The organism is Pseudarthrobacter enclensis (genome assembly GCF_001457025.1).
GTDB classification, from domain to species: domain Bacteria; phylum Actinomycetota; class Actinomycetes; order Actinomycetales; family Micrococcaceae; genus Arthrobacter; species Arthrobacter enclensis.
The window spans coordinates 19,985-42,762 of sequence record NZ_KQ758604.1; the positions used below are offsets into that span (position 1 = coordinate 19,985).

At 66.6% G+C, this 22,778-nt stretch carries 24 protein-coding genes and 1 tRNA gene; 9 read left to right on the plus strand and 16 right to left on the minus strand.

Annotated features, from left to right (window positions below; translation table 11 throughout):
- Nucleotides 1-122 precede the first annotated feature (122 nt).
- Complete coding sequence (locus AS031_RS14000) at nucleotides 123-605, minus strand: CarD family transcriptional regulator (protein ID WP_011690592.1); 483 nt, start codon at nucleotides 603-605, stop codon at nucleotides 123-125.
- 272 nt (nucleotides 606-877) lie between these two features.
- Here AS031_RS14000 and AS031_RS14005 point away from each other — a divergent pair, with 272 nt between their 5' ends.
- Entirely contained in the window at nucleotides 878-1,423 is a 546-nt protein-coding gene (locus AS031_RS14005) for a hypothetical protein (protein ID WP_058268785.1), read from the plus strand.
- A 106-nt stretch (nucleotides 1,424-1,529) separates the two neighbouring features.
- Here the strand turns inward: AS031_RS14005 and AS031_RS14010 are convergent, their stop codons facing one another.
- Both AS031_RS14010 and AS031_RS14015 read right to left on the minus strand, forming a co-directional pair.
- A complete protein-coding gene (locus AS031_RS14010; protein WP_058268786.1) occupies nucleotides 1,530-2,210 on the minus strand; it encodes a response regulator transcription factor in 681 nt (226 codons plus the stop codon).
- The gene (locus AS031_RS14015; RefSeq protein ID WP_058268787.1) at nucleotides 2,207-3,505 is read right to left on the minus strand and encodes a sensor histidine kinase; all 1,299 of its coding nucleotides are present in this window, start codon (nucleotides 3,503-3,505) and stop codon (nucleotides 2,207-2,209) included. The genes AS031_RS14010 and AS031_RS14015 overlap by 4 nt, the downstream gene beginning before the upstream one ends.
- A gap of 206 nt (nucleotides 3,506-3,711) precedes the next feature.
- Here AS031_RS14015 and phoU point away from each other — a divergent pair, with 206 nt between their 5' ends.
- Complete coding sequence (gene phoU / locus AS031_RS14020; RefSeq protein WP_058269030.1) at nucleotides 3,712-4,374, plus strand: phosphate signaling complex protein PhoU; 663 nt, start codon at nucleotides 3,712-3,714, stop codon at nucleotides 4,372-4,374.
- A gap of 152 nt (nucleotides 4,375-4,526) precedes the next feature.
- Here the strand turns inward: phoU and AS031_RS14025 are convergent, their stop codons facing one another.
- Nucleotides 4,527-5,273 carry a phosphoglyceromutase gene (locus AS031_RS14025; RefSeq protein ID WP_058268788.1) on the minus strand — a complete coding sequence of 249 codons (747 nt, stop codon included), beginning with the start codon at nucleotides 5,271-5,273 and terminating at the stop codon, nucleotides 4,527-4,529.
- 71 nt (nucleotides 5,274-5,344) lie between these two features.
- Between AS031_RS14025 and AS031_RS14030 the strand changes: the two genes are divergently transcribed.
- Nucleotides 5,345-6,190 (plus strand): class I SAM-dependent methyltransferase, encoded by an 846-nt coding sequence (locus tag AS031_RS14030; RefSeq protein ID WP_176716552.1) that lies wholly within the window; start codon nucleotides 5,345-5,347, stop codon nucleotides 6,188-6,190.
- A gap of 25 nt (nucleotides 6,191-6,215) precedes the next feature.
- Here the strand turns inward: AS031_RS14030 and AS031_RS14035 are convergent, their stop codons facing one another.
- Entirely contained in the window at nucleotides 6,216-6,566 is a 351-nt protein-coding gene (locus AS031_RS14035; RefSeq protein ID WP_058268789.1) for a DUF2516 family protein, read from the minus strand.
- Nucleotides 6,567-6,575: 9 nt separating this feature from the next.
- A complete protein-coding gene (locus AS031_RS14040) occupies nucleotides 6,576-7,766 on the minus strand; it encodes a trans-sulfuration enzyme family protein (RefSeq protein ID WP_058268790.1) in 1,191 nt (396 codons plus the stop codon).
- A gap of 116 nt (nucleotides 7,767-7,882) precedes the next feature.
- Here AS031_RS14040 and tmk point away from each other — a divergent pair, with 116 nt between their 5' ends.
- From tmk to AS031_RS14060, 4 genes are all read left to right on the plus strand, one after another.
- Nucleotides 7,883-8,581: a dTMP kinase gene (tmk, locus tag AS031_RS14045; protein ID WP_058268791.1), complete on the plus strand. Its 699-nt coding sequence runs from the start codon at nucleotides 7,883-7,885 to the stop codon at nucleotides 8,579-8,581.
- The gene (locus tag AS031_RS14050; RefSeq protein WP_058268792.1) at nucleotides 8,578-9,741 is read left to right on the plus strand and encodes a DNA polymerase III subunit delta'; all 1,164 of its coding nucleotides are present in this window, start codon (nucleotides 8,578-8,580) and stop codon (nucleotides 9,739-9,741) included. The genes tmk and AS031_RS14050 overlap by 4 nt, the downstream gene beginning before the upstream one ends.
- Nucleotides 9,738-11,303, plus strand: a complete 1,566-nt coding sequence (locus AS031_RS14055; RefSeq protein WP_058268793.1) for an alpha/beta hydrolase — start codon at nucleotides 9,738-9,740, stop codon at nucleotides 11,301-11,303. Before AS031_RS14050 ends, AS031_RS14055 begins: the two co-directional genes overlap by 4 nt.
- Nucleotides 11,304-11,409: 106 nt before the next feature.
- Nucleotides 11,410-11,482: transfer RNA gene (locus tag AS031_RS14060), tRNA-Thr, on the plus strand.
- A 145-nt stretch (nucleotides 11,483-11,627) separates the two neighbouring features.
- Here AS031_RS14060 and AS031_RS14065 read toward each other — a convergent pair.
- The 4 genes from AS031_RS14065 to AS031_RS14080 form a co-directional block, all read right to left on the minus strand.
- Nucleotides 11,628-12,386 (minus strand): NUDIX hydrolase, encoded by a 759-nt coding sequence (locus AS031_RS14065; protein ID WP_058268794.1) that lies wholly within the window; start codon nucleotides 12,384-12,386, stop codon nucleotides 11,628-11,630.
- Nucleotides 12,383-13,489 (minus strand): AAA family ATPase, encoded by a 1,107-nt coding sequence (locus AS031_RS14070; RefSeq protein WP_058268795.1) that lies wholly within the window; start codon nucleotides 13,487-13,489, stop codon nucleotides 12,383-12,385. The genes AS031_RS14065 and AS031_RS14070 overlap by 4 nt, the downstream gene beginning before the upstream one ends.
- A 1-nt stretch (nucleotide 13,490) precedes the next feature.
- On the minus strand, nucleotides 13,491-14,156 hold the full coding sequence (pnuC, locus tag AS031_RS14075; RefSeq protein ID WP_058268796.1) for a nicotinamide riboside transporter PnuC: 666 nt from the start codon (nucleotides 14,154-14,156) through the stop codon (nucleotides 13,491-13,493).
- A 466-nt stretch (nucleotides 14,157-14,622) separates the two neighbouring features.
- On the minus strand, nucleotides 14,623-15,864 hold the full coding sequence (locus tag AS031_RS14080; protein WP_058268797.1) for an NAD(P)/FAD-dependent oxidoreductase: 1,242 nt from the start codon (nucleotides 15,862-15,864) through the stop codon (nucleotides 14,623-14,625).
- 125 nt (nucleotides 15,865-15,989) lie between these two features.
- On the opposite strand from AS031_RS14080, the gene AS031_RS14085 reads away from it, so the two are divergent.
- Nucleotides 15,990-16,958, plus strand: a complete 969-nt coding sequence (locus tag AS031_RS14085; RefSeq protein ID WP_058269032.1) for a hypothetical protein — start codon at nucleotides 15,990-15,992, stop codon at nucleotides 16,956-16,958.
- A 31-nt stretch (nucleotides 16,959-16,989) separates the two neighbouring features.
- On the opposite strand, the gene AS031_RS14090 is transcribed toward AS031_RS14085, so the two are convergent.
- Nucleotides 16,990-17,367, minus strand: a complete 378-nt coding sequence (locus tag AS031_RS14090; protein ID WP_058268798.1) for a hypothetical protein — start codon at nucleotides 17,365-17,367, stop codon at nucleotides 16,990-16,992.
- Nucleotides 17,368-17,695: 328 nt separating this feature from the next.
- Between AS031_RS14090 and AS031_RS14095 the strand changes: the two genes are divergently transcribed.
- Nucleotides 17,696-17,878, plus strand: coding sequence for a hypothetical protein (locus AS031_RS14095; RefSeq protein ID WP_058268799.1), 183 nt, complete (start codon nucleotides 17,696-17,698; stop codon nucleotides 17,876-17,878).
- Between the two features lie 157 nt (nucleotides 17,879-18,035).
- On the opposite strand, the gene AS031_RS14100 is transcribed toward AS031_RS14095, so the two are convergent.
- The 5 genes from AS031_RS14100 to AS031_RS14120 form a co-directional block, all read right to left on the minus strand.
- A complete protein-coding gene (locus tag AS031_RS14100; protein WP_058268800.1) occupies nucleotides 18,036-18,881 on the minus strand; it encodes an aldo/keto reductase in 846 nt (281 codons plus the stop codon).
- Nucleotides 18,882-18,980: 99 nt separating this feature from the next.
- Nucleotides 18,981-19,436, minus strand: coding sequence for a hypothetical protein (locus tag AS031_RS14105; protein ID WP_058268801.1), 456 nt, complete (start codon nucleotides 19,434-19,436; stop codon nucleotides 18,981-18,983).
- An 8-nt stretch (nucleotides 19,437-19,444) separates the two neighbouring features.
- On the minus strand, nucleotides 19,445-20,074 hold the full coding sequence (locus AS031_RS14110) for a bacterial proteasome activator family protein (RefSeq protein ID WP_058268802.1): 630 nt from the start codon (nucleotides 20,072-20,074) through the stop codon (nucleotides 19,445-19,447).
- 79 nt (nucleotides 20,075-20,153) lie between these two features.
- Nucleotides 20,154-20,357 (minus strand): YbdD/YjiX family protein, encoded by a 204-nt coding sequence (locus tag AS031_RS14115; RefSeq protein WP_058268803.1) that lies wholly within the window; start codon nucleotides 20,355-20,357, stop codon nucleotides 20,154-20,156.
- The gene (locus tag AS031_RS14120; protein ID WP_058268804.1) at nucleotides 20,357-22,654 is read right to left on the minus strand and encodes a carbon starvation CstA family protein; all 2,298 of its coding nucleotides are present in this window, start codon (nucleotides 22,652-22,654) and stop codon (nucleotides 20,357-20,359) included. Before AS031_RS14120 ends, AS031_RS14115 begins: the two co-directional genes overlap by 1 nt.
- Between the last annotated feature and the right edge of the window lie 124 nt (nucleotides 22,655-22,778).

Genomic DNA, 22,778 nt, shown 5'->3' on the forward strand with positions numbered 1-22,778 from the left:
CGACTAGCCTACGTCCCGCACGGCGGAAGTGCCCGGGCATGGGCCGGCCCCAGGGCGGACACGGCTTTCCCCGGGCAAAAAAGAAGCCCCGGCGGCACTTGCGTGCCGCCGGGGCTCAATTCTTAGGAAGCCAAGACCTCGTCGAGAACGCTTGCCGCTTTCTCTTCGTCGGTCTTTTCGGCCAGCGCCAGTTCTGAAATCAGAATCTGCCGGGCCTTGGCCAGCATTCGCTTCTCGCCTGCGGAAAGGCCCCGGTCGTGATCCCGGCGCCACAGGTCGCGGACGACCTCTGCCACCTTGATGACGTCACCGGAAGCAAGCTTCTCCAGATTTGCCTTGTACCTGCGCGACCAGTTGGTGGGCTCTTCGGTGAACTCGGCGCGGAGCACATCAAACACGTGCTCCAGGCCTTCCTTGCCCACTACGTCCCGGACCCCAACAAGGTCAACGTTTTCTGCTGGAACTTCAATGGTCAGATCACCCTGAGCCACCTTGAGCTTGAGATACATCTTCTCTTCGCCCTTGATGGTGCGCATCTTGATTTCTTCAATCTTCGCAGCACCGTGGTGAGGGTAAACTACTGTCTCGCCGACCTCAAATACCATGTGGACATTTCCCCTTTCCCGCAGACCAGTTTATCACGATTCAGGCATATGACCGGCCGCGGAAGAGGCCTTCAACCGCAGAAATACGCGGAAAATCGGCCCAATCAACCCCCTTAGACCCCTTGACGAAAGCGGATAATAGTGCATCGCGCATGCGCTGCCAAGGATGATGTGACGGCCCCGAATCCGCGTTTGAGCCCCTTTGCGGATAGGCTATGGGCTGAATAATCATTCAAGTCTTTCAAGGAGTACGTGACGTGCGTTTCACTGCGATGAACCGGGCCCGACGCGGCAAGCTGGCGCTGACGGCTGCCGCCCTGGGCGTAGGCCTGCTGACCGCGGGATGCGGTTACATCACGCCCCAGCAGACGAACCATCAGTACTCCGCTTCCGACGGCATCCGGGCCGACCTGGGCCCGCTTAAGCTGCGGAACATCCTGATCGTCTCCTCCGGCGACGACCAGCCCGGACGCGTCATCGGCGCTGTCTACAACTCCTCTTCGCAGGACGTGAAGCTGACCATGAAGGGCGCCGAGGGATCGCAGACCGAAGTTTCCGTCAAGGCAAACTCCTCCACACTGCTCAATGACACCACCGACGAGGCCATCCTCAGCACCAGCGGCGGCAAGCCCGGTTCGCTGGTGGACATCCAGGTCAGCGAGGACGGCACCAACGTCAGCAACACCGTGAAGGTGCCGGTCCTGGACGCCACCCTGCCCGAGTACAAGGAATACCTCCCGGCCGGCAGCACCCCGTCGCCGAGCAGCTCGGCAACGCCGTCTCCCACTGCTTCCGAGTCCGGCGCCTCGAACCACTAGGCGCCGGCCCCCTGCCCGCAGCAGGTGAAGGCATGACGAAGGGGAGGAGCCATCCGGCTCCTCCCCTTTGCTGTGCCCGCCGTCTTTGCTGTGCCCGGCCGTGGAGCTAGGGCTCGAACTTGTAGCCCAGCCCCCGGACCGTGACCAGGTACCGCGGTGTTGAGGGATCGGGCTCTATTTTCCCGCGGAGCCGCTTGACGTGGACGTCCAGCGTCTTGGTGTCACCGACGTAGTCCGAGCCCCAGACACGGTCGATGAGCTGCCCCCGGGTCAGCACCCGGCCGGAGTTGCGCAGCAGCATCTCCAGCAGCTCAAACTCCTTCAACGGCAGCAGGACCTGTTCGCCGTCGACGCTGACCACGTGGCGTTCGATGTCCATCCGGACCGGGCCCGCCTGCACGGTGGAGGAAATCAGTTCCTCGGGCTCGCCTTGCCGGCGCAGCACCGCCCGCACCCTGGCCACGAGTTCGCGGGACGAATACGGTTTGGTGACGTAGTCGTCGGCGCCAAGTTCCAGCCCCACCACTTTGTCGATTTCCGAGTCCTTGGCGGTCAGCATGATCACCGGAACCGATGAGCGCTGCCGGAGCTGCCGGCACACCTCGGTGCCGGACAGGCCGGGAAGCTGCAGGTCCAGCAGCACCAGGTCGGCGCCGTTGCGGTCGAATTCGGTGATGGCGTCCAGGCCGTTGTCCACCACCTCGACTTCGAACCCCTCCTTGCCCAGCAAATAGGACAGCGGGTCGCTGAACGACTCCTCGTCCTCCACAATCAAGATCCTGCTCAAGCGTTGGCTCCTCGTTCTTTTGCGCCTGCGGCGCGTGGTACTTGGGTGACATCAGGCTCTTCCGGGCGCTGCCCTCCCGGGCCCTGTTCCCCGGGACCCAGCCCCACCTGGCGGTCCGCTGGCGGGTCCGCCGGGGCAACAGGGGGTCCGGGTTCGGGATCGGCCGCTCCGGCCACGGAATCCTCCATCTCCGGAAGCCGGAGCGTGAAAGTGGAGCCCTGGCCGGGCTGGGACCACAGGGTCACCTCTCCCCCGTGGTTTGACGCGACGTGCTTGACGATGCTCAGCCCCAGGCCGGTGCCGCCGGTATGCCGCGACCGTGCGGCGTCCACGCGGTAAAAGCGTTCGAATACCCGCTCCTGGTCTTCGGCGCTGAGGCCCTCGCCCTGGTCCGTCACCGAGATGGACACCAGGCCTTCCTTGGAGCGGACGCCGATGCCCACACGGGTGTTGGGCGGTGAATACCGGATGGCATTGTCGATCAGGTTGCGCAGCGCGGTGACCAGGAGGTCCTGGTCACCAAAGACCTTCTCCGCCGTCCGGCCGCCCACCACAATCGTGATGTTCTTGCTCTCGGCCGGAAGCTGGGACCTGTCCACGGCTTCGGCGATGACGGCGTTGACGTCCACCGGTCCGCCCTGCTGGATGACACTGGCGCCCTGCAGGCGGGAGAGCTCGATGATGTCCTGAACGAGGGCGGCCAGGCGGCCCGACTCCTTGTGCATCCGTTTGGCGAAGCGCCGGACGGCCGTTTCGTCGTCGGCCGAGGACTCCAGCGCCTCGGCGAGCAGGGAGATGGCACCTACCGGGGTCTTGAGCTCGTGCGACACGTTCGCAACGAAGTCGTTGCGGATCTCCTCGGTGCGGGTGATCTCGGTGCGGTCATCGGCGAGCAGCAAGATATATTCCTCGCCCAGCATGGCCGCCCGCACCTGGACGATGATGGTGCCCTGCCCCAGCGGCCCTCGGGGAAGCTCGAGTGTCTTTTCGAGGATCACGCCATCGCGCCGGACGCCTGCCGTCATGTCCAGCAGTTCTTTGTGCACTACGGTGTGCCCGCGGACCAGCCCGTAGGCGTAGGCGGCCGGACTGGCCCTGACCACGCCGTCCACCGCGTCCACCACCACGAAGGCGCGCCCGACGACGGCGAGGACTTCCGCGGCGCCGTCCGGCAACCCCGGTTCATCGGCGTCGATGTCAAGCAACTGCCGCTGCTTCTCGCTGACCCGGAAGGCAAGCACGCCGAAGGTGCCCAGCGCCAGGCCGACGAGGCCCGCGACCAGGCCGATGAACATAGGATCCACAGGTCCACCTTATGCTCTTGCCGTTGGCGTATCGGCGCGTCCGGGGCTGCTGCAGCCACGGTTCAACTAACGTTCACCTGCAGGGGTTCAACCGTTCACCGGATACTGGCAAAGTATCCAGTTGGAGTGCCGAAAGGCGAGACGATTCCTGCTGCCCTGACGCGGGTGTGCAGGAGTTCCAAGGAAAGGACGCCTACGTGCGTAAGGTTTTTCAGGAAGAACTCACCCAGGTCGGTGACCAGCTGGTGGAGATCTCCCGGCTGGTCAGCGAAGCTATCGACAAGGCCACCACATCCTTCGAGGTGGCGGACGTGGACCTCGCCCAGGATGTCATCGCCGCGGACGCGCGCATCGACTTCCTGCAGAACAGCCTCGACGAGCGGGCCATCGACATCCTTGCCCTGCAGGGACCCGTGGCCAGCGACCTGCGGATGATCGTGGGGTCGCTGCGGATGAGCGCGTCCCTGGAGCGGATGGGCGACCTCGCCCGGCACATCGCGCAGCTCGCGCGGCTGCGCTTCCCCGCCACCGTCATCCCGGCCTCGATGACCGAAACGTTCAAGCACATGGCGGAGCTGGACCAGGTCATCGCCGACAAGCTCACCGTGCTCCTGGAAACCCGGGACCTCGAAGTGGCCCGGGACATCATGAAGGCCAACGCCGCCATCAACGACCTCCACCTGAGCGTTTTCAAGGCCATAGCCGCCACCGAGTGGGCCGAGTCGCCGGCCACCACCGTGGACGTGGCACTGGCCAGCCGCTACTTCGAGCGCTTCGCCGACCACGGCGTTTCGGTGGCCCAGAAGGTCACCTACCTGGTGACGGGTGCGTGGCAGCCCAACGCCACCGAGCACAGCTAGGAACGGGAAACCCGGCAGAGATAACGACGGCGGGCTGGTCACCCAGGTGACCAGCCCGCCGTCGTACGTATCACGGTCGACGTAGCGCGTTCTTCGGCCGGAGTGCGTCTAAGGGAGGAACGACCGAGCACCCGGCGAAGAACCGCGAAGTCTTACTTCTTGCCCTGGTTGGCGACGGCGAGGATGGCCTGCTCGGCGGCCTCGGGGTCCAGATAGGTGCCGCCCGGCTTGACGGGCTGGAAGTCCTCGTCCAGGTCGTAGACCAGGGGGATGCCGGTGGGGATGTTCAGGCCGGCGATGGCGTCGTCGCTGATGCCGTCCAGGTGCTTGACCAGGGCACGCAGGGAATTGCCGTGCGCGGTGACCAGCACGGTCTTGCCCGCCTTCAGGTCGGCCTTGATATCGGACTCCCAGTACGGCAGCAGCCGGACCAGGACGTCCTTCAGGCACTCCGTGCGCGGCAGGGCGTCGCCGAGATCCGCATAGCGGGGATCGTTGGCCTGCGAGAACTCCGAGTCGTCGGACAGCGGCGGCGGCGGGGTGTCGTAGGAGCGGCGCCATTCCATGAACTGTTCTTCACCGAACTCGGCCAGGGTCTGGGCCTTGTCCTTGCCCTGCAGCGCACCGTAGTGGCGTTCGTTCAGGCGCCAGTCGCGCTTGACCGGGATCCAGCCGCGGTCAGCCTTGTCCAGGGCGATGTTCGCCGTGTTGATGGCCCGCTTCAGCAGGGAAGTGTAAAGGACATCCGGCAGGATGTTGTTCTCCACCAGCAGCTCACCTCCGCGCGCTGCTTCCGCGCGGCCCTGGTCGTTCAGGTCAACGTCCACCCAGCCGGTGAACAGGTTCTTGGCGTTCCATTCGCTGTGGCCGTGGCGCAGCAGAATCAGCTTGTAAGTCATGAATTTCATCCTAGCCGAGCAGTGTTGCCGCCCGCCCAGCGTTACAGCGGGCTGGGGGATACAGTGGGGCGGTGGTGCAAAAGGCTGAACGGGTGGGCTCGCCCGAGATCACCGGCAGGAGGCTTCCCGGCAGGCAGGGCCGGCCGGTGGGCAACGTGACCCGCGGCACCACGAACCCCAACCGGATGCGCCGCGTGGACCGGTGGCTGGCCGGACCGCAGGCCTGGCGGCTGCGCAGGGCGGAAAACCCGTTGGTGGTGGACTTGGGGTACGGCGCAACGCCGGCCACCGCCGTCGAGCTCTTTGAACGCCTCGCCGTCGTCCGCCCGGACGTCCGCGTGTGCGGGATCGAAATTGAGCCTGAGCGGGTGCGCGCCGCCCTCCCCCTTGAACGGCCAGGCCTCAGTTTCCAGGTGGGCGGGTTCGAGCTGCCTGTTGCCGGGCGTCCCGTCCTGGTCCGCGCCTTCAACGTGCTGCGGCAATACGAGGAAGCCGATGTTGCCGGAATCTGGCGGCTGATCCAGGGCCGGCTCGCCCCGGACGGACTCTTCATCGACGGCACCTGTGACGAGATCGGCCGCCGCGTGACCTGGGTGGCCCTGGATCCCGAACGCCCCCTGTCACTGAGCATCTCGGTACGCTTCGGTGGCTTCACCATGCCGTCCGACGTGGCGGAGCGCCTGCCCAAGGCCCTGATTCACCGGAACGTACCCGGCGAACCCGTGCATGCCCTGCTGCAGGCCATGGACAAGGCCTGGCTGGAGTGCGCGCCGCTGGCGTCGTTCGGGAACCGGCAGCGCTGGCAGGGCATGTGCAGGGCGCTGCGCGCTGCCGGCTGGCCGGTCCAGGACGGGCCAGCCAGGTGGCGCCTCGGCGAGCTGACCGTGGCGTGGGAGGCCGTGGCACCCAACTCCTAAGGGCCCGCCACCGCCTGCCGGAAGGTCACCAAGGGCCGTAGGGCCCCATGTTGCGGCTGCCGCCACGGCCGGCGTCCTTGACTGCGGGGCGGACGTCGGCGAGGTAGACGGATGCAGCGACCACCGCGGCCAGTCCGAACAGTCCCAGGGTTCCGAAGATGCCGCCGCTCGCAAAGAGGGAGATGACACCCACCAGGGCAGCGCCGCCGGTCAGGGCCAGCCAGAACGCCTTGGTCCGCTTGCCGGTCGCTTCGAAGGCGTTCGCTTTGTGCCGGGCGCAGTCGGCCACGGCCCACAGTTCCAGGCCGAGGGCAACCAGGGCAAGGATAAAGAACACTGCCTGTTCCACAGGCCGAATAATCAGTTCACCGTCCACAAGCCCAGCCTAGCCGCCCAGCGTGTCCAGCGCCTGCCGCAGGTCCGCCCAAAGGTCCTCAACATTTTCCACTCCGACGCTGAGGCGGATCAGGTTTTCCGGAACGCTCGCCGGTTCCGCGGCGTGCCGGCGTCGGCGTTCGATCAGCGACTCAACACCGCCCAGCGAGGTGGCCGGCAGCCACAGCTTGACCGCGCCCACCAGTTTGTCCGCGGCGTCGGCGCCGGTCAGGGCGCCGGCCGGTTTCATCTGGATGCAGATGATGGAGCCGAACCCCTTCATCTGGGACGTGGCACGCTGGTGGCCGGGGTCGCCGGGCAGGCCGGGGAAACGCACGGATTCGATGCGGGGATCATTGCTGAGGCGTCCGGCGAGGACCGCGGCGGTTTCCTGGGACCTTTCCACCCGGAGCGCGAGGGTCCGCAGGCCGCGGAGCGCCAGCCACGCTTCGAAGGGCCCGGCGATGGCGCCGTGGATGGTCCGGTGGTGAAGGAGTGCCGCGCGGATGTCAGCGTTGGAGGTCACCAGGGCGCCGAGGACGACGTCGGAGTGCCCCGCAAGGTACTTGGTCACCGAGTGGAGCACGACGTCGGACCCCAGGGTGAGGGGCTGCTGGACCAGCGGGGTGGAGAACGTGTTGTCCGTGACCACCATGGCGCCGGCGGCGTGCGCGGCCTCGGTCAGTTCGGGGATGTCGGCGATGCCCAGCATGGGGTTGGTGGGGCTTTCCAGCCACAGCATCGCCGCGGCCTTGGCGTCCGGCCCCGCCGGGGCCAGTGCCTCCTTGACCGCACCGGTATCGGCGATGTCCACTGTCCGCAACTCGATGAAGCCTTTCTGCGCCAGCTCCGCCGCCATCACCAGGGTTCCCGAGTAGCTGTGGGTGGGCATGACCAGCACCCCGCCGGCGGGAACCAGGGAGAGGGCTGCGCTCACGGCGGCCAGGCCAGAGGCAAAGAGCAGGCCGGGGAGCTCGGCGCCTTCCAGCTGGCCAAGGGCCTCTTCGAACGGGTCCCAGGTGGGGTTGGAGTACCTGCCGTAGCCACGGTCCCCGTCACCAAGCGGGCCGGTGCCAAAGTAGGTGGAGGAAAGGACGATGGGCGGATTGACCGGCTGGTCCCTGTCCCGTGGCGGCCGGCCCGAGGCGACCACCACGGTTTCGGCGGACAGGCCGGCCAACTGCTCGTGCGAAAGACTCATGGAGACCAGCGTACTGTTTGGCCGCGGGGCTCCCGTTAAGGCCCCGGCACAGTGCCACTGTCCACATGGCCCCGCCCGGATCGGTGAATGTCCCTGCCGGTCGGTAGGCTTGAACGGTGAGCAATCAGAGTGCCGGACTTTTCATCGCGTTCGAAGGCGGCGACGGCGCCGGCAAGTCCACCCAGGCCGCAAAGCTGGCCGAAGCACTCGAACGCCGCGGGCTGTCCGTGCTGCGGACCCGTGAGCCGGGCGGCACCCCCATCGGCGAGAAGCTCCGTTCCCTGGTACTGGATCACGGCCACGGCCATATCGACGCGCATACCGAGGCGCTCATTTTTGCTGCGTCCCGCGCAGCCCACGCGGTCCAGGTGATCCGTCCGGCGCTGGAGCGGGGCGAGATCGTACTGACCGACAGGTACATTGACTCCTCCGTGGCGTACCAGGGTGCCGGGCGGGACCTCGGAATGGACGCCGTGCGCTCCCTTAATGAGTGGGCCACGTCCGGGCTGCAGCCCCACCTCACCGTCCTGCTGGACGTCGAACCCCAAGTGGGCAGGACCAGGCGCACCGCCGGGGACGCAGCCGAGGACAGGCTGGAGTCCGAGGCGGACGAGTTCCACTCCCGGATCCGCGAAGCCTTCCTTGGGTTGGCAGCCCTCCGGCCCGGGTCCTACCTGGTGCTGCCGGCCAGCCGGCCGGTGGACGAGCTCGCCGCTGACATCCTGGAGCGCGTGGAGGCACTGCTTGCTGCTGTGCCGGATTCGCGGACAGGCGCCGTTGCCGCCGGCGGCGTGCAGGGCGGCAGTACCCCGTGACCGTCTGGGATGACCTGCAGGGCCAGCCCGCCGTCGTCGACCAATTGCGCCAGGCCTCCCGCGGTGAGGCGCTGACGCACGCATGGTTGTTCACCGGGCCGCCCGGATCCGGGCGTTCCAACGCGGCCAAGGCGTTCGCTGCCGCCCTGAACTGTGACCAGGAGGACGTGAACCTTCGCGGCTGCGGGCAGTGCCACGCGTGCCTCACCATCCTGGGCGAAACGCATTCCGATGTGACGTTCGTGCGCACCGAAAAGGTCACCATCACCATCGACGAAGCCCGCGACCTCGTGGCCACCGCGGGCAACAGGCCCTCCTCCGGCCGCTGGCGGATCATCGTGGTGGAGGATGCCGACCGGATGGCCGAACGCACCACCAACGTCCTGCTCAAGGCAATTGAAGAACCCACCCCGCGGACCGTGTGGATGCTCTGCGCCCCCTCCCCCGCCGACGTGCTGGTCACCATCCGTTCGCGCTGCCGCAGCGTGGCGCTGCGGCTCCCGCCCGCCGCGGACGTCGCGGCGCTCCTGGTGAAGCGCGACGGCGTGGACCCCGCCCTGGCCGAACGCGCGGCGAGGGCGGCCCAAAGCCACGTGGGCATCGCCCGCAGGCTGGCCCGCGACCCTGCGGCCCGGGAACGCCGGCTGGAAACGGTCAGGTTCCCGCTGGGCCTTCGCGGTGTGACCGCGGCGGTCATGATGGCGGACAAACTGGTGAAGATCGCCACTGCCGAGGCCACCAGTTCCAACGAAGAACGCGATGCTGCGGAAAAGGCCGCCCTGCTGGCCACGCTCGGCGCTCCCGAGTCTGGCACCCTGCCGCCCTCGATGCGTGCCCAGGTCAGGCAGTTGGAGGACGACCAGAAACGGCGGGCCAAGCGGTCCATCACCGACTCACTGGACCGCACGCTGACGGATTTGCTGTCCTTCTACCGGGATGTCCTGATCATCCAGCTTGGGAATGCTGTTGACCTGGTGAACGTTGAGCTGAGGGGTGAACTGGAGGAGTTCGCCTCGCGGTCCACCCCGGAAACCACCCTGGCCAGGATGGACGCCATCAACAAAGCCCGTGAACGAATCACCACCACCAACGTTGCCCCGCTGTTGGCCATTGAGTCCATGGCAGCCAGCCTGATCCAGCCCTCCAAGGAGACACGATGACTGCCCGCCCCCTGCCCGCACGCCACCGCTCCCTGATGCTGGCGGTCCGTGCCGCCGGGGCCATGGCCCTCGCCTTGGTCCTGGCCTCGTGCAGCCTCCTCAACGGGGGCGACCGCAAGCAGGAGGCCGCCACGGCCAAGGCGGACCCCTCCATTGTGGCTTCGGCGCCGGCCGGGCTGGAGAAGTTCTATTCACAGGAAGTGGTGTGGGAACCCTGTGAAGGCCAGTTCCAGTGCGCCAAAATCACGGTGCCCATGGACTACGCCAAGCCTGACGGGGACACCATCCAGATCGCAGCCCTGCGGGCGTCCAGCACCGGCAAGAAAACGGGGAGCCTGTTGGTCAACCCCGGCGGTCCGGGCGCTTCCGGCTACGACTTCGTCAAGGACGCGGCAACTACGCATTTCTCGCAGCCGGTCCGTGACGCCTATGACCTGGTGGGTTTTGATCCCCGCGGCGTGAAGCGCTCGGCGCCGGTCACCTGCATGACCGATGCCGAACGTGATGAGGCCCGCGCCAAAATCTATGACCTTGAAACCGACGCCGGCTTGGCCGCCGCCAGGGCGGACAACAAGGCCATCGCGGAGAAGTGTGCGGCGCAGACGGGACCGTCACTGGGCCACATCGACACCCAAAGCGCGGCCAAGGACCTCGACGTGCTGCGGGCCGTCGTCAACGACACCAAGCTGAACTACCTGGGGTACTCCTATGGAACATTCCTCGGTTCCACTTACGCGCAGCTGTTTCCGGACAACGTGGGCCGGATGGTGCTCGACGGTGCGCTGGACCCGGCCATCGGCAACGAGGAACTGACCAGCGGCCAGGCCGTGGCCTTCGAAAAAGCGGTGCGGACCTACGTTGCCAGCTGTGAACAGCAGAAGGACTGCCCGTTGAGCGGCGGCGTCGACGGCGGAGTGCAGCAGATCCGCGACCTGATCAACGCCGTGGAACAGCAGCCCCGTACCGCCAAGGACGGCAGGGTGGTCAACGCCACCATGTTCGTCAGCGGGCTTATCACCCCGCTGTACAACGACCAGAGCTGGCCCGCCCTGACCCAGGCGCTGGAGGCGGCCATGACCGGCGACGTGAGCCTGATGCTGCGGTTGTCCGATCTCGGCGCCGACCGGTCCTCCAACGGCACCTACACGTCTAACTCGACGTTTGCCTTCAACGCCATTAACTGCCTGGACTACCCGATGGTCTCCGACCCTGCGGCCATGCGGGCCGAGCAGCAGCGGCTCATGCAGGAATCCCCCACACTGGGCTACTACTTCGCCTACGGCGGCATCAACTGCGCCGACTGGCCGTACAAGAACGTCCGCACGCCCGCCCCAGTGGAGTACAACGGGGAGGCGCCCATCGTCGTCATCGGCACCACCGGAGATCCCGCCACACCGGTTGAATGGGCGTCCTCGCTGCGCAAACAGCTGGGCAACGCCTCGCTGATGACGTGGGAGGGCGAGGGGCATACGGCCTACGGCAGGGCCAACAGCTGCCTTGAGGACAAGGTGGACAGCTACCTGGTGAGCGGCCAGGTACCGGCCGACAACACCGTGTGCTGAAAGCCTTACCCCGAGCGTGGGCGTCCATTTTGACCCGGGCGCCGGGACTCTACTACAGTTGACTCTTGCATGAGGCGCCCGGGATTTTCCGGGAACTTCACGCGGTGCTTCCTTAGCTCAGTCGGTAGAGCGTTTCACTCGTAATGAAAAGGTCATCAGTTCGATTCTGATAGGAAGCTCGGGATAAACCCCCTATTGCCCTGACTCTCAGGGCTTTGGGGGGGTTTTTCGCTGGTTAAGCGGCGAATTCGGCCGGAGGCTCCACTTTTGGCGTAGTCGGATATTCCCGCGACGTCTGCTTGCAGGGCCTGGGTGGCTGCAGCGTTACAAATTTGTCCTTGGCCTTGCCAACGGTGGGTGGATGTGCCTGTCGGTGGCGCGGAACAGGGCCGCCGGAGCTCCCCCGCCCGGCGCTCGGGTCTTCTTCCCGGTGTCCTCCAGCTGGGGTGTCATCTTGCGGGTGAAGTTGCCGGGCGGCAGGGGTGCGTTCCAGACCGCCTCATACACGGTCCGCAGCTGCGAGAGGGTGAACTCCTCGGTCAGTAATTGGGCGGCGACGGTGGTGTACTCCATCTTTCCGGCCAGCCGGTTCAGCCCGTCCAGCAGGATCATGGAGTGGTCGAAGGCCAGTGGCCCGCTGTGATGGCCGTGCAGGATGTCATAGACCGGGTACCACCCGGCGCCGGCGGCATCGGACGCCGCGGAGACCTCAGGCAAGGCGCTGCCGTCGGTGGCGAGCAGTACCAGGTGAGCTACGGACACCACACGCATGCGGGGGTCCCGCAGCGGACCCGTGTAGGTGGCCAGCTGCTCGATGTGGACGGGCAAGTTGCCCAGGTCGAGGCCTGTCTCTTCCGCCAGCTCCCGCCGGGCGGCGTCGTCGGCCGATTCGCGGGGGCCAACGAACCCGCCCGGCAAGGCCAGCTGGTCCTTGAAGGGGTGGGCGCCGCGGCGTACCAACGCTACCTGCAGGACGCCTCCGGTGATGGCGAAAACGACCAGGTCGGCGGTCAGGGCGACCGAGGGGTAGTCGCCGGGCCGGTACGACTCAAGGTAGTCCTGCTCCGCATTCGAGCCCTTCATACGGTTGCTCCATCGAGTACCGTGCGGGTAGCCCAGGGCGGAGAGGTAAAGCCGTTGCGTTGGGCGAGGATCAGGTCAATGATCTCAGTGGCGGTCTTCATCCGCCGTTCGTGGTTCCCGGTGACGAGGATCCAGGAGTGGCCCTCCGCGGTCAGTGTCTCCTTGAACCACTCGGTCATCTCTGCCCGTCGGTGTTCGCCTTCGCGCCAGCCGTCGTCTTCGAAGGCGACGCCGTCGTGGTCGGTGATCAGGTACAGGTCCCGGCGGGGCAGGTGGTCCATGGCGTTGTAGGAGCCGTAGCTGCGCTCCCCCACGTAGAACCGCTCCCACAGGGTGGTGGCGAGGGAGTCGGTGTCGGCGATGACCAGCGGGCAGGCAGCGGCCGCTGCGTTCTCGAGCTCGTTCTGCCGGGTGGCGATGACGCTGAAGTCCCGCGCGGTCCAGACCATGTCGGCCAGTACGGCGTCCGGTTTGTCGGCCCGAAGGGCGTCGAACTTCCTGTAGGTGTAGTCCCGGCCGTATTCCGGAACGTCGGCGATCCGCGGGAACCGGGGGCGGTAGTGCTCCATCAGCGCCTTGGTCAGGGTAGTGGTGCCGGTGGATTCGGCCCCGACGATGATGACCCGGGTGGCCAACCCCTGCCGGGCGGGTGCGATCACGTACGGCCAGGCCGCTCCCAAATCGTCCCTGCAAAGCGTGCCGCTGACCGGGTAGGTGGCCCGGGACAGGTCCACGAGGACGTGCTCGGCGCTGAAGTATTCGGCCAGCTGGGTGCCGTACTCCTCGGAACTGAAGACGGCGTCAATGGCCCTAATGCCGTGGCTTTTCAGGGCCAGGCGCATGAGCTCGTTCTGGGCCTTCCAGATTTCCCCGGAGTGGTAGTCCTCGGGGCAATCGTTCGGCATCGCGATCACCTGCACGTTGGTGTCCTCGAACTCGGCAGCGAGCCATGTGGCCCGCTCGGCGACCGTGATGGATTCGAACCGGTTACCCAGGACGAGGACGGCGACCTTCCTGGACTGGGTGGCCGCGGTGGCGATCAGGTGGGCGTGGCCGGCGTGCGGCGGGTAGAACTTGCCGATGACCATGGACTGGTTGAACATGTCAGGCTCCTGCGGTGATGGTCGTGAGGGCGGCGGTGGTTTCGGCGGTACGGGTGCGCTTCCAGTCAATGAGGCCGTAGACGCACAGCGCGAGGAACCCGACGTAGAGGACGCCCGTGAGGGTCAGGCCGCGGCTGAAGTACAGCGGGATGGAGACGACGTCGATGAGGATCCAGACGTACCAGTGCTGGAAGATCTTCTTGGCCTGGCCATAGGTTGCCAGCAGGGACGCGGTAAGGACGAAGGCGTCCGGCCAGGGCACCTGGGAATCAGTCCCGTGGGTGAGGATCAAGGCTACAGCGGCAGTGCCGGCGATGGTGGCGCCGATGCCGACGAAGGACTCCTTGGCGGTGGCGTTCCGGATGGGAAGGTCGTTCTTCGCCTCCGTGTTGGCGTTGCCGCGCATCCAGTTGATCCAGCCGTAAACGGCGACGGCGGCGAAGATGACCTGCAGGAGCGTTTCGCCATAAAGGCCGGCGCCCAGGAACAGGAGAATGAACGCGACGTTGTTCAGGATCCCGACCGGCCAGTTCCACAGCTTCTGCTTTGCGACGCCATACACACAGGCTGCGCCGGTAACGAAGCCGATGACTTCAATCCAGCTCACGGGGGCGCCGAACAGGTCGGGGAGTGCCGCGGAATTCATCCAGTCGAGCAGTGTTGTCATCGTGGTTCCGTCCTTAATTATCAAAATGATAATTAAAAATCTACCAAGTAATTATCAGCTTGACAATAAGCGAGTTCCGCGCCGCAGGCGGTTCAGTCTGTTCCTGGTGGAGGATGGGCTCCCACAGCCGTCGAAGGGTCTAAACCGCCGCAGGTAGCATCTGCGCCGGAAACACGTAGCCACCACTCAGGCGAAACCGGTTCACGGACCATACGGTAGTGCTTGGGGCCGGCGGCGATGGTGCTTCATGGAGACCAGCACCTCCCCCAGCCGTCGCCGGCCCACCCCAGCACGGTGCAGCATATAAACCCTGCGGAAACACCATCCGAATATTCGGGTTCCCTTCAGGAACCGTTCCTACCGTGGAAGCCGGAGCCGGCGGCGTTGGCATCGTCTGAGATCCCGATGCCACCTCCAGCCGTCGCCGGCTCCCGCCTGGAGGGCACCGACGGCCGACGGGCGAACCCTAGTCCGGCCGGCCCACCACCACTTGTGACGGGCTGTGGGTTACGTAGCCCACCGCCCAGGAAAAGAGGGCACGGATTTTCTGCTGCAGCCCCGGCAGCAGGGCCAGGTGCACGCCCAGCCAGGACAGGAAAGCCAGCGGCCCCTGCAGCTGGATCCGCTGCGGTCCCAGTTCCGCTACGGCAGCGCCCCTGCCCACCATGGCCATGTACCCCTTGTCCACGTACCGGAAGGGCTGGCGGGTGCCGCCGGTGAGGTCGGCGTGGATGTTTCGGGCAGCCCATTTGCCTGACTGCTGCGCCACCGAACCGAGCTGCGGCAGCTTCGCCCCCTTGGCGTCCGTGATGTTCGCCGAGTCACCCAGGACGTACACGCCGTCGACTCCCGGCGCAGTGAGGTCCGGCTGCACATCGATGCGGCCTCCCCTTCCCTGCTGCAGCCCCGACTCCGCGATGATCTTTCCTGCCTGCAGGCCGCCGGCCCACACCACGATCTGCGCCGGGATGACAGTCCCGTCGGCCAAAGTGACGCCGTCCGGGCGGACCTCCGTGACGCTGTGCCCCATATGGAGCTGGACACCCAGCTTCCCCAGCCGGTCCCGGGTGTACTTCTGTGATTTCTCCGAAAAGGCCATCAGGACGTTAGGCACCATGTCCACGAGGTGCACGTGGCAGCGGGATGCCAGTTCGGACGAAAAGTACTTCGGCACTATGTATTTGATGTTCTCGGCCAACGCCCCGGCGGTCTCCACACCGGTGGGCCCGCCGCCCACCACCACGACGTCGGGGCTGCCGCCGGCCCCGCGGTCTGCCTCGTCAAGGGCCTCGGTCAGGGCAACACTCAGCCTGGTGGCGTCGGACACCGAGTACAGCGGGTACGCGTGCTCCTCAGCTCCCGGGGTATTAAAGAAGTTGGGCACGGCACCTGTGGCCAGGACCAGGAACTGTGCCCGGTACGTGGCCCCGTCCGCCGTGGTCACGGTGCGCGTGGCGGCGTCCACAGCCGTAACTTCAGCCGTCAGCACCCGCACGCCCTTGATTCCGCGGAAGACGGCGCGGAGCGGCCGGGCCACCGCCGACACCCCGATCTGGGACGACGCCACCTGGTACAGCAGCGGCTGGAACTGCTGATAGTTGTTGGCGTCTATCAGCAGCACCCGGACGCCCTTGCGGCCCAATTCCTGCGCCGCCGCCTTGCCCGCAAAACCGCCGCCCACCACGATGACCTGATATGTATCGTCCATTCGAGCAACATACCGTGCCGGACGCCGCAGCAACAGGGCAGCGTTTCACCGGAGCCGAACGCAGATCCGCTCCGGCCGGCGCCGCCCGGAGGGGCCGGCCGGCACGTCAGCCTAAGATGGCGGACATGGATGAAGAGTCCCTGGCCGGTATCGCGAACAGGCTCTACGCCGCGCCCCTCGATGGCTTCATTGCGGCCCGTACCGCGGCCGCGAAGGAAGCCTCGGGGCAGGACAAGGAACTCGGCGCGGCCGTCCGTGGCCTCGCGAAACCGTCCGTGGGTGCCTGGGCGGTGAACATGCTGGCCGTCCATGATCCGGACGTCCTCGACGAACTGGCCGGCCTGGGCCTGCGCATGCGGACCGCACAGGCGTCCCTCGACGCCAAGGCCCTGCGGGACCTGGCACGCGAGCGGCGCACCATGCTGGCCTCCGCCGTGGAGGCCGCCCGTACCGTCGTCGAGCGGCAGGGCCGGGCACTCAGTGACACCATCGCCGGCGACGTCGAGGAAACCCTCCGGGCCCTGACGGCAGACGAGGGTGCCGCGGCAGCGGTCCGCAGCGGCAGGCTCCTGAAAACCCTGTCCGCCGACGGCGTCAGCGCCGCAGACCTCGACGGCGCCGTGGCGGTCCCAAGCGCGCTTCCGGCGGACGCTTCCCCCGCACCGCCACCGGACGTTGACAAGGCCGCTCCGGCACGGACAGCCCGGACGACGGCGGAACGCGCGTCCGGTCCCCGGGCCACCAAACCACGGCTCGAGGCTGTCCGGCAGACGCCGCGCACGGCATCACGGCCGGCCGTGGAAAAGGCCAAGGCGGCGTTGGCGGCGGCCGAGGCGGAGGAAGCGGACTCCGCGCGCCGCTCCCAAGAAGTCCAGGAACTGGCACAGCAGGCCGCTGGCACCATCGCCTCGCTCCGGGAGGAAATCGAAGGGCTGCGGGCGCGGCTAAAGGCCGCCGAAACCGGCCTGGACCAGGCCAAAAAGCAACTGGCCGGCACTTCTGCCGAAGCCAAACAGGCCCAGCGGGAAGCGGACAAGGCGGCCAGGGCGGCGTTGCTCGCCCGGGAACGCGTCCTGCGGCTGGAGAACCCGTAGGGGGTCCGTAACGGCAGCGATGTCCTGCCGGTCAGGCTCCTAGGGCAGCAAGCGACCTGCGGATACCAATGATCCTGACGGTCACTCCCGCCAGAACCAGTGCGATGCCTGCACCCATCAGCAGCCACACCGGAACGGCAGCGGAATCGATGGTCCGGTAGCATTCCGCGGCCAAGCCGGTGGTGACCAGCTGGGCGTCGGACAGCTCCGCGGCCCCGCTGTGTGGAATGAGGGGGCTGCCGCACGACGGTGCCACGGGTTTGAGGCCGACCACGACGCTCAGGAGGTGCAGGGCGAAGCCCACCGCAACTGTCAGCATCCAGCCTCGCCGCCGGGCCAACTCCCGGTTGATGTGCCTGGTGGCGTTGTCCTTGTCCGGGGCGTCTTCGGGGGCATCTCCAACCTGCATGGTCACAGCCTAGCCGGACTCCCCTGCCCGGTAGTCAATGACGGAAACTTGTTCCCGGCCGGCTGCAAAACAGGTAGTGACCACTCACGTGCCGCCTGTCATTCCCCCGTACCTTGATGCCAGGGCCGGCGATGAGGGCGCCGCTGAGACCACGGCGCCTCCCCCAGCCGTCGCCGGCCCACCACGCCCCACTTCCCCTGGGGCGGCTCGCCGACCGGGTTCCCCGCAGGAACAGTTTCTTTGCCATGACGCCGTGTCTTATGGCCTCCCCCGGCAACACGCGGGGCCGGTTCCTGTAAATGTCAGACCCCGGTTGCACACTGGATTCATGGAGAACAACGTTCAGGAATTTCACGTCACGTACTTCGACGCCGACTGTGGGCGTTCCCGGTCCGAGACCTTCGACACCATGGCAGAGGCCCAGCGTTTCGCGGACCGGCACTGCTCCGGCGAGGACAGCTGGGCCGTTATCGACGCTGTCACCGTCGAGCCTGCCCGGCTTGCCGCCTGATTCCTTTGGTTCGTCGCGGCCTCGCGTTCAGGCGCGCTGGTACGGAGCATTAAAGGAAGGAACCCGCACCCTCCGGGTTGGCCGGGGTGTGCGGGTTCCTGTGTCCCTGATACCTGGTCCTTGATGCCTGGTTAACCGTGCAGCAGGGAAGGCCGTGTCAGGCGAAGTCGGAGACTGCCGGGTCGGGGCCGATCCTGCCTTCACCGGCGGCGGTCCGGTCCAGGCCGTTGATCGCGTCGATGTCCTCGGAGTCCAGGGTGACGTCCAGTGCAGCGTAGTTCTCGCGGATGCGGGACTCGGTGACAGACTTCGGAATGACCACGTTGCCGATGGCCAGGTGCCAGGCGATGACGACCTGCGCCGGAGTTGCCTGGTGCTTGGCGGCGATGCCGGCGACCGTGGCGTCCTCCAGGAGTTCGCCGCCCTGGCCCAGCGGGGACCAGGCCTGGGTCAGGATGCCCTTGGAGGCACCGAATTCGCGCAGCTCACGCTGGCTGAAGTAGGGGTGGAGTTCAATCTGGTGGATGGCCGGAACCACACCGGTTTCGTCGATCAGCCGCTGCAGGCCCTCCGCCGTGAAGTTGGACACGCCGATGGACTTGACCCGTCCGCGCTTCTGGAGTTCGATCAGGGCCTTCCACGTGTCCACGTACTTGTCCTGCTTGGGCTGCATCCAGTGGATCAGGTACAGGTCCAGCGTCTCCAGGCCGAGGCGGTCCATGGACTCCTCGAAGGCCGTCAGGGTGGACTCGTAGCCTTGGTCCGCGTTCCACAGCTTGGTGGTGATGAAGATCTGCTCCGGGGTCAGGCCGGAACTGGCGATGGCGCGTCCCACGCCTGCCTCGTTGCCATAGATCTTGGCGGTATCGATGTGGCGGAAGCCGGCTTCGAACGCCTGGCGGACAACCTTTTCCGCGACGTCGTCCTCCACCTGCCATACGCCGTAGCCCAGCTGGGGGATGGTGTTTCCGTCGTTGAAAGTCAGAGTAGGTGAAAGAGTCATGCATTCATCCTGCCAAACCGGCCACCGCCGCCGTGCCGTTTTCCGGCCCTGTCAGCCAGGCGCTTAACACGGAATATCTGCTCCGTTGGCGGGAATAAATCAGGGTTGGGGCGGATCGGCGGCAAGATGCCGTTCGGCGTCGGCCACCTGTTCGAAGACGGCCTCGGCCCGGCGGCGCACGGAAGCAGCGCCCACCGGGACAGGGCCCACGGCGAGCCGGAGCATGGCTGCCGCCTCCGCCGTGGTCGCGAGTGAATTGCCCGCCTTGGAGAGTGCACGGTGCACGCCTGACAGCGCCACCGGAATGTCCAGCCCTTCGCTGGGGGCCCGGCGCTGGGCCTCCATGCAGACCGCCCGGACCCGGTCCATCAGTCCGGCAAGCGCGTTGGCGATTTCCACCAGCTCCGCGTAGAGCTGGTCGTCCTCAACCCCTTCCAGCACCTGGTGGAAGCGGTCCAGTCCCCGGTGGAAGCGGTCGTGCGCGCGCCGCCACAACCCCTTGCCCAGTTCCGCATCATCCTTGCGCCCCTGCCTGGCGGCGCTGAAGAACCCCAACCGGAGCCCTACAGGTACTGCCCGGGACCGTGGTCCGGATCTTCTCGCTTGCCGGAGGGGGCCGGGGCGCCAGTACGCGCCTGGCCGGCGGGGGCGCGCTGCGGCTCCCCGTTTTCACCGATCACCACGCCGGGGGCGATCATGGTTCCCGGGGGGAGCTGGCGGAGCTGCATCTGCGCGGCGGCCTGCTGCTGGGCGGCATGCTGGGCGGCGATTGCGGTCTGGATTCCGTGGAACAGGCCTTCCAGCCAGCCCACAAGCTGCGCCTGGGCGATGCGCAGCTCAGCGTCGGACGGGGTGGCGTCATCCGTGAAGGGGAGGCTGATGCGGTCCAGTTCCTCCACGAGTTCCGGTGCCAGGCCGTCCTCAAGTTCCTTGATGGAGCGTTCGTGGATCTCGGCGAGCCGGCCACGGGCGGCGTCGTCCAGCGGGGCAGACTTCACCTCTTCCAGGAGCTGCCGGATCATGGTGCCGATCCGCATCACCTTGGCCGGTTCATCCACAAGGTCCTGCAGGTTGCTGCCGCGCGGCCTGCCGCCGTCCCGTGGCTCCGCCTGGGCCGCCGGCTGGCCGTCATCGATGGTGGTGCCTTCGACGGGGAGGTCCTCAGCTGCCTGGGTGTCTTTCGGATCGCTCATGCGTTCATACTCTCATGAGCGATCCGAAAGCCACTCCACTCCATGAAGCCTGCGGTCGCGGCGTCCGCTGAGGGCTAAATCAGCAGCAGCGGCCCTGCGGGTTGGCGTCCTGGCGGTCCGTCCGGTCCCGCCAGAATTCGCGCTCGGTCAGCGGTGGTCCGCTGTGGCCGCAGGAGCGGTGGTGTTCCAGGTACTTGGCGTACGCGTCGGCACCCAGGACACCGCTGAGGTACCGGGCGAACCCCCGGAACCCGTTGGAAAGTACCGCCAGCCCGGCGCCCATCAGTGGTGGCCTGCCCGCTCAAACCGGAGGTTTGCCGGAACCTTTTCCCACTCGGCAAGCAGTTCGCGCTCGGCGGCCGTGGGGACGGGGCCGGCGGGCGCGAACACGCGTGAGGGCCGGGCCGGGTCCTCGTTGTCCGTGGCCGTCCCGGCACCCCTGGTGCGGAAAGCCTTGATGGTGGCGAGCACCGCCGTCGCGATCACGATGATGCTCAGGACCACGAAGATCACCGACAGCCAGCCCTGGATGGCGGTGTTGCGGACTACTGCTTCCATGGCGGTGACCGTCTTGGCGGTGCCGAACTCCGTCTTGCCGTCCGCCAGGGCCTTGCTGAACGCCGCGTTGTTGGCGAAGTAGCCGACGGCGGGGGTGGGCGAGAAGATCTTCTGGTAGCTGGCGGTGATGGTTACCACTGCCGCGAAGGCCAGCGGCAGGGCCACGATCCACAGGTACTTGAACGTGCCGCGCTTGGCCACGATGGCCAGGCAGACGGAGAGGGCGATGGCCGCCAGGAGCTGGTTGGCGATACCGAACAGCGGGAACAGGGTGTTGATGCCGCCGAGCGGATCGGTGACGCCCATGAGCAGGACCGCTCCCCAGGCTCCCACCATGATGGCCGTGCAGAGCCAGGCTCCCGGCCGCCAGGAGGCTTCCTTGAACTTGGGGACGAAGTTGCCGATGGAGTCCTGCAACATGAAACGGGCCACGCGGGTTCCGGCGTCCACGGCCGTCAGGATGAACAGGGCTTCGAACATGATGGCGAAGTGGTACCAGAAGGACATCATCGCCGTGCCGCCGATGAACTGCTGCATGATGTGCGCCAGGCCCACGGCGAGCGTGGGGGCGCCGCCGGTGCGGGACACGACGCTTTGCTCCCCCACGTTGCGGGCGGTTTCGGACAGCAGCTCGGGGCTGATGTTCACCCCGGCCAGGCCCAGGCTATTCACCCAGGTGGCGGCGGTTTCCACGGTACCGCCGGTCAGCGCGGCCGGCGCGTTCATGGCGAAGTAGAGGCCGCGGTCAATCGAGATGGCAGCCACCAGGGCCATGATGGCCACGAAGGACTCCATGAGCATGCCGCCGTAACCGATGTACCGGGTCTGGCGTTCCTTCTCCACCAGCTTCGGGGTGGTACCGGACGAGATCAGCGCATGGAACCCGGACAGTGCGCCGCACGCGATGGTGACGAACAGGAACGGGAAGAGGGCACCGGGGAATACCGGCCCGTTTTCCCTGCCGGCGAATTCGCTGAAGGCCGGGACGTTGATCTCCGGCCGGACCACGATGATGGCCAGGGCGAGCATCACGATCACGCCGATCTTCATGAACGTGGACAGGTAGTCGCGCGGTGCCAGGAGGAGCCAGACCGGCAGGATCGCGGCGATGAAGCCGTAGACGATCAGGCCCCAGGCGATGGTGACCTTGTCCAGGGTGAAGATGTCCGCGCCCCAGGCGGTTTCCGCCACGATTCCGCCGCCGATGATGGCGGCCATCAGCAGGACGAAACCGATGATGGAGACCTCCATGACCTTGCCCGGCCGGAGGTAGCGGAGGTAGACGCCCATGAACAGGGCGATCGGGATGGTCATGCCCACGGAGAAGACACCCCACGGGCTCTCACCCAGTGCGTTGACGACGACGAGCGCCAGGATGGCCACGATGATCACCATGATCAGCAGGGTGGCGATCAGCGCGGCGGTACCGCCGATGACGCCGAGTTCCTCGCGGGCCATCTGGCCCAGTGAGCGTCCGCCGCGGCGCATGGAGAAGAACATCACCAGGTAGTCCTGGACGGCTCCGGCCAGGACCACACCCACGATGATCCAGATGGTGCCCGGCAGGTAGCCCATCTGGGCGGCGATGACGGGACCAACCAGCGGCCCGGCACCTGCGATGGCGGCAAAGTGGTGGCCGAACAGGACGTTCCGGTCCGTCCGGACGTAGTCCTTGCCGTCCGCCTTGTATTCGGCGGGAGTGGCACGGCGGTCATCGGGCCTGGTGATGAAGCGTTCGATGACCTTGGAGTAGAACCGGTACCCGATCAGGTAGGTGCAGACCGAGGCGAACACAAACCAGATCGCGTTAACGGTTTCCCCGCGGACGATGGCCAGCATGAACCATGCCACGCCGCCGAGGAGGGAGATCGCAGCCCAAAGCGCGATCTTCCCCGGCGTCCACTTCCTGTCCTCGGCATCGCGGACGGCGTCGTCCACGGCGGTGGGGGGAAGCGCCGGGTCTGTGGCCACCGATCCTTCCTGCCCTGTTGAACCCGCCCTGTTGTCTGGCGCTTCGGCCATGTCTCCTCCTCGAGATTCGTGCGCATCTGCTCTGAGGCACCCTACCCAACCCGGCGGCCAGGGCTGCGACGGTTCTGCCGGGTGCCCGGGTTTATGCGGCAGGCGGCAGGCAATCGGCGACGAA

What these genes read in the sequence shown, in the direction of transcription:
- AS031_RS14000 (WP_011690592.1), bottom strand. Translation starts at nt 605, where the DNA reads ATGGTATTTGAGGTCGGCGAGACAGTAGTTTACCCTCACCACGGTGCT.
- AS031_RS14005 (WP_058268785.1), top strand. Translation starts at nt 878, where the DNA reads ATGAACCGGGCCCGACGCGGCAAGCTGGCGCTGACGGCTGCCGCCCTG.
- AS031_RS14015 (WP_058268787.1), bottom strand. Translation starts at nt 3,505, where the DNA reads ATGTTCATCGGCCTGGTCGCGGGCCTCGTCGGCCTGGCGCTGGGCACC.
- AS031_RS14025 (WP_058268788.1), bottom strand. Translation starts at nt 5,273, where the DNA reads ATGACTTACAAGCTGATTCTGCTGCGCCACGGCCACAGCGAATGGAAC.
- AS031_RS14040 (WP_058268790.1), bottom strand. Translation starts at nt 7,766, where the DNA reads ATGAGTCTTTCGCACGAGCAGTTGGCCGGCCTGTCCGCCGAAACCGTG.
- AS031_RS14055 (WP_058268793.1), top strand. Translation starts at nt 9,738, where the DNA reads ATGACTGCCCGCCCCCTGCCCGCACGCCACCGCTCCCTGATGCTGGCG.
- AS031_RS14065 (WP_058268794.1), bottom strand. Translation starts at nt 12,386, where the DNA reads ATGAAGGGCTCGAATGCGGAGCAGGACTACCTTGAGTCGTACCGGCCC.
- AS031_RS14070 (WP_058268795.1), bottom strand. Translation starts at nt 13,489, where the DNA reads ATGTTCAACCAGTCCATGGTCATCGGCAAGTTCTACCCGCCGCACGCC.
- pnuC (WP_058268796.1), bottom strand. Translation starts at nt 14,156, where the DNA reads ATGACAACACTGCTCGACTGGATGAATTCCGCGGCACTCCCCGACCTG.
- AS031_RS14080 (WP_058268797.1), bottom strand. Translation starts at nt 15,864, where the DNA reads ATGGACGATACATATCAGGTCATCGTGGTGGGCGGCGGTTTTGCGGGC.
- AS031_RS14085 (WP_058269032.1), top strand. Translation starts at nt 15,990, where the DNA reads ATGGATGAAGAGTCCCTGGCCGGTATCGCGAACAGGCTCTACGCCGCG.
- AS031_RS14090 (WP_058268798.1), bottom strand. Translation starts at nt 17,367, where the DNA reads ATGCAGGTTGGAGATGCCCCCGAAGACGCCCCGGACAAGGACAACGCC.
- AS031_RS14095 (WP_058268799.1), top strand. Translation starts at nt 17,696, where the DNA reads ATGGAGAACAACGTTCAGGAATTTCACGTCACGTACTTCGACGCCGAC.
- AS031_RS14100 (WP_058268800.1), bottom strand. Translation starts at nt 18,881, where the DNA reads ATGACTCTTTCACCTACTCTGACTTTCAACGACGGAAACACCATCCCC.
- AS031_RS14110 (WP_058268802.1), bottom strand. Translation starts at nt 20,074, where the DNA reads ATGAGCGATCCGAAAGACACCCAGGCAGCTGAGGACCTCCCCGTCGAA.
- AS031_RS14115 (WP_058268803.1), bottom strand. Translation starts at nt 20,357, where the DNA reads ATGGGCGCCGGGCTGGCGGTACTTTCCAACGGGTTCCGGGGGTTCGCC.
- AS031_RS14120 (WP_058268804.1), bottom strand. Translation starts at nt 22,654, where the DNA reads ATGGCCGAAGCGCCAGACAACAGGGCGGGTTCAACAGGGCAGGAAGGA.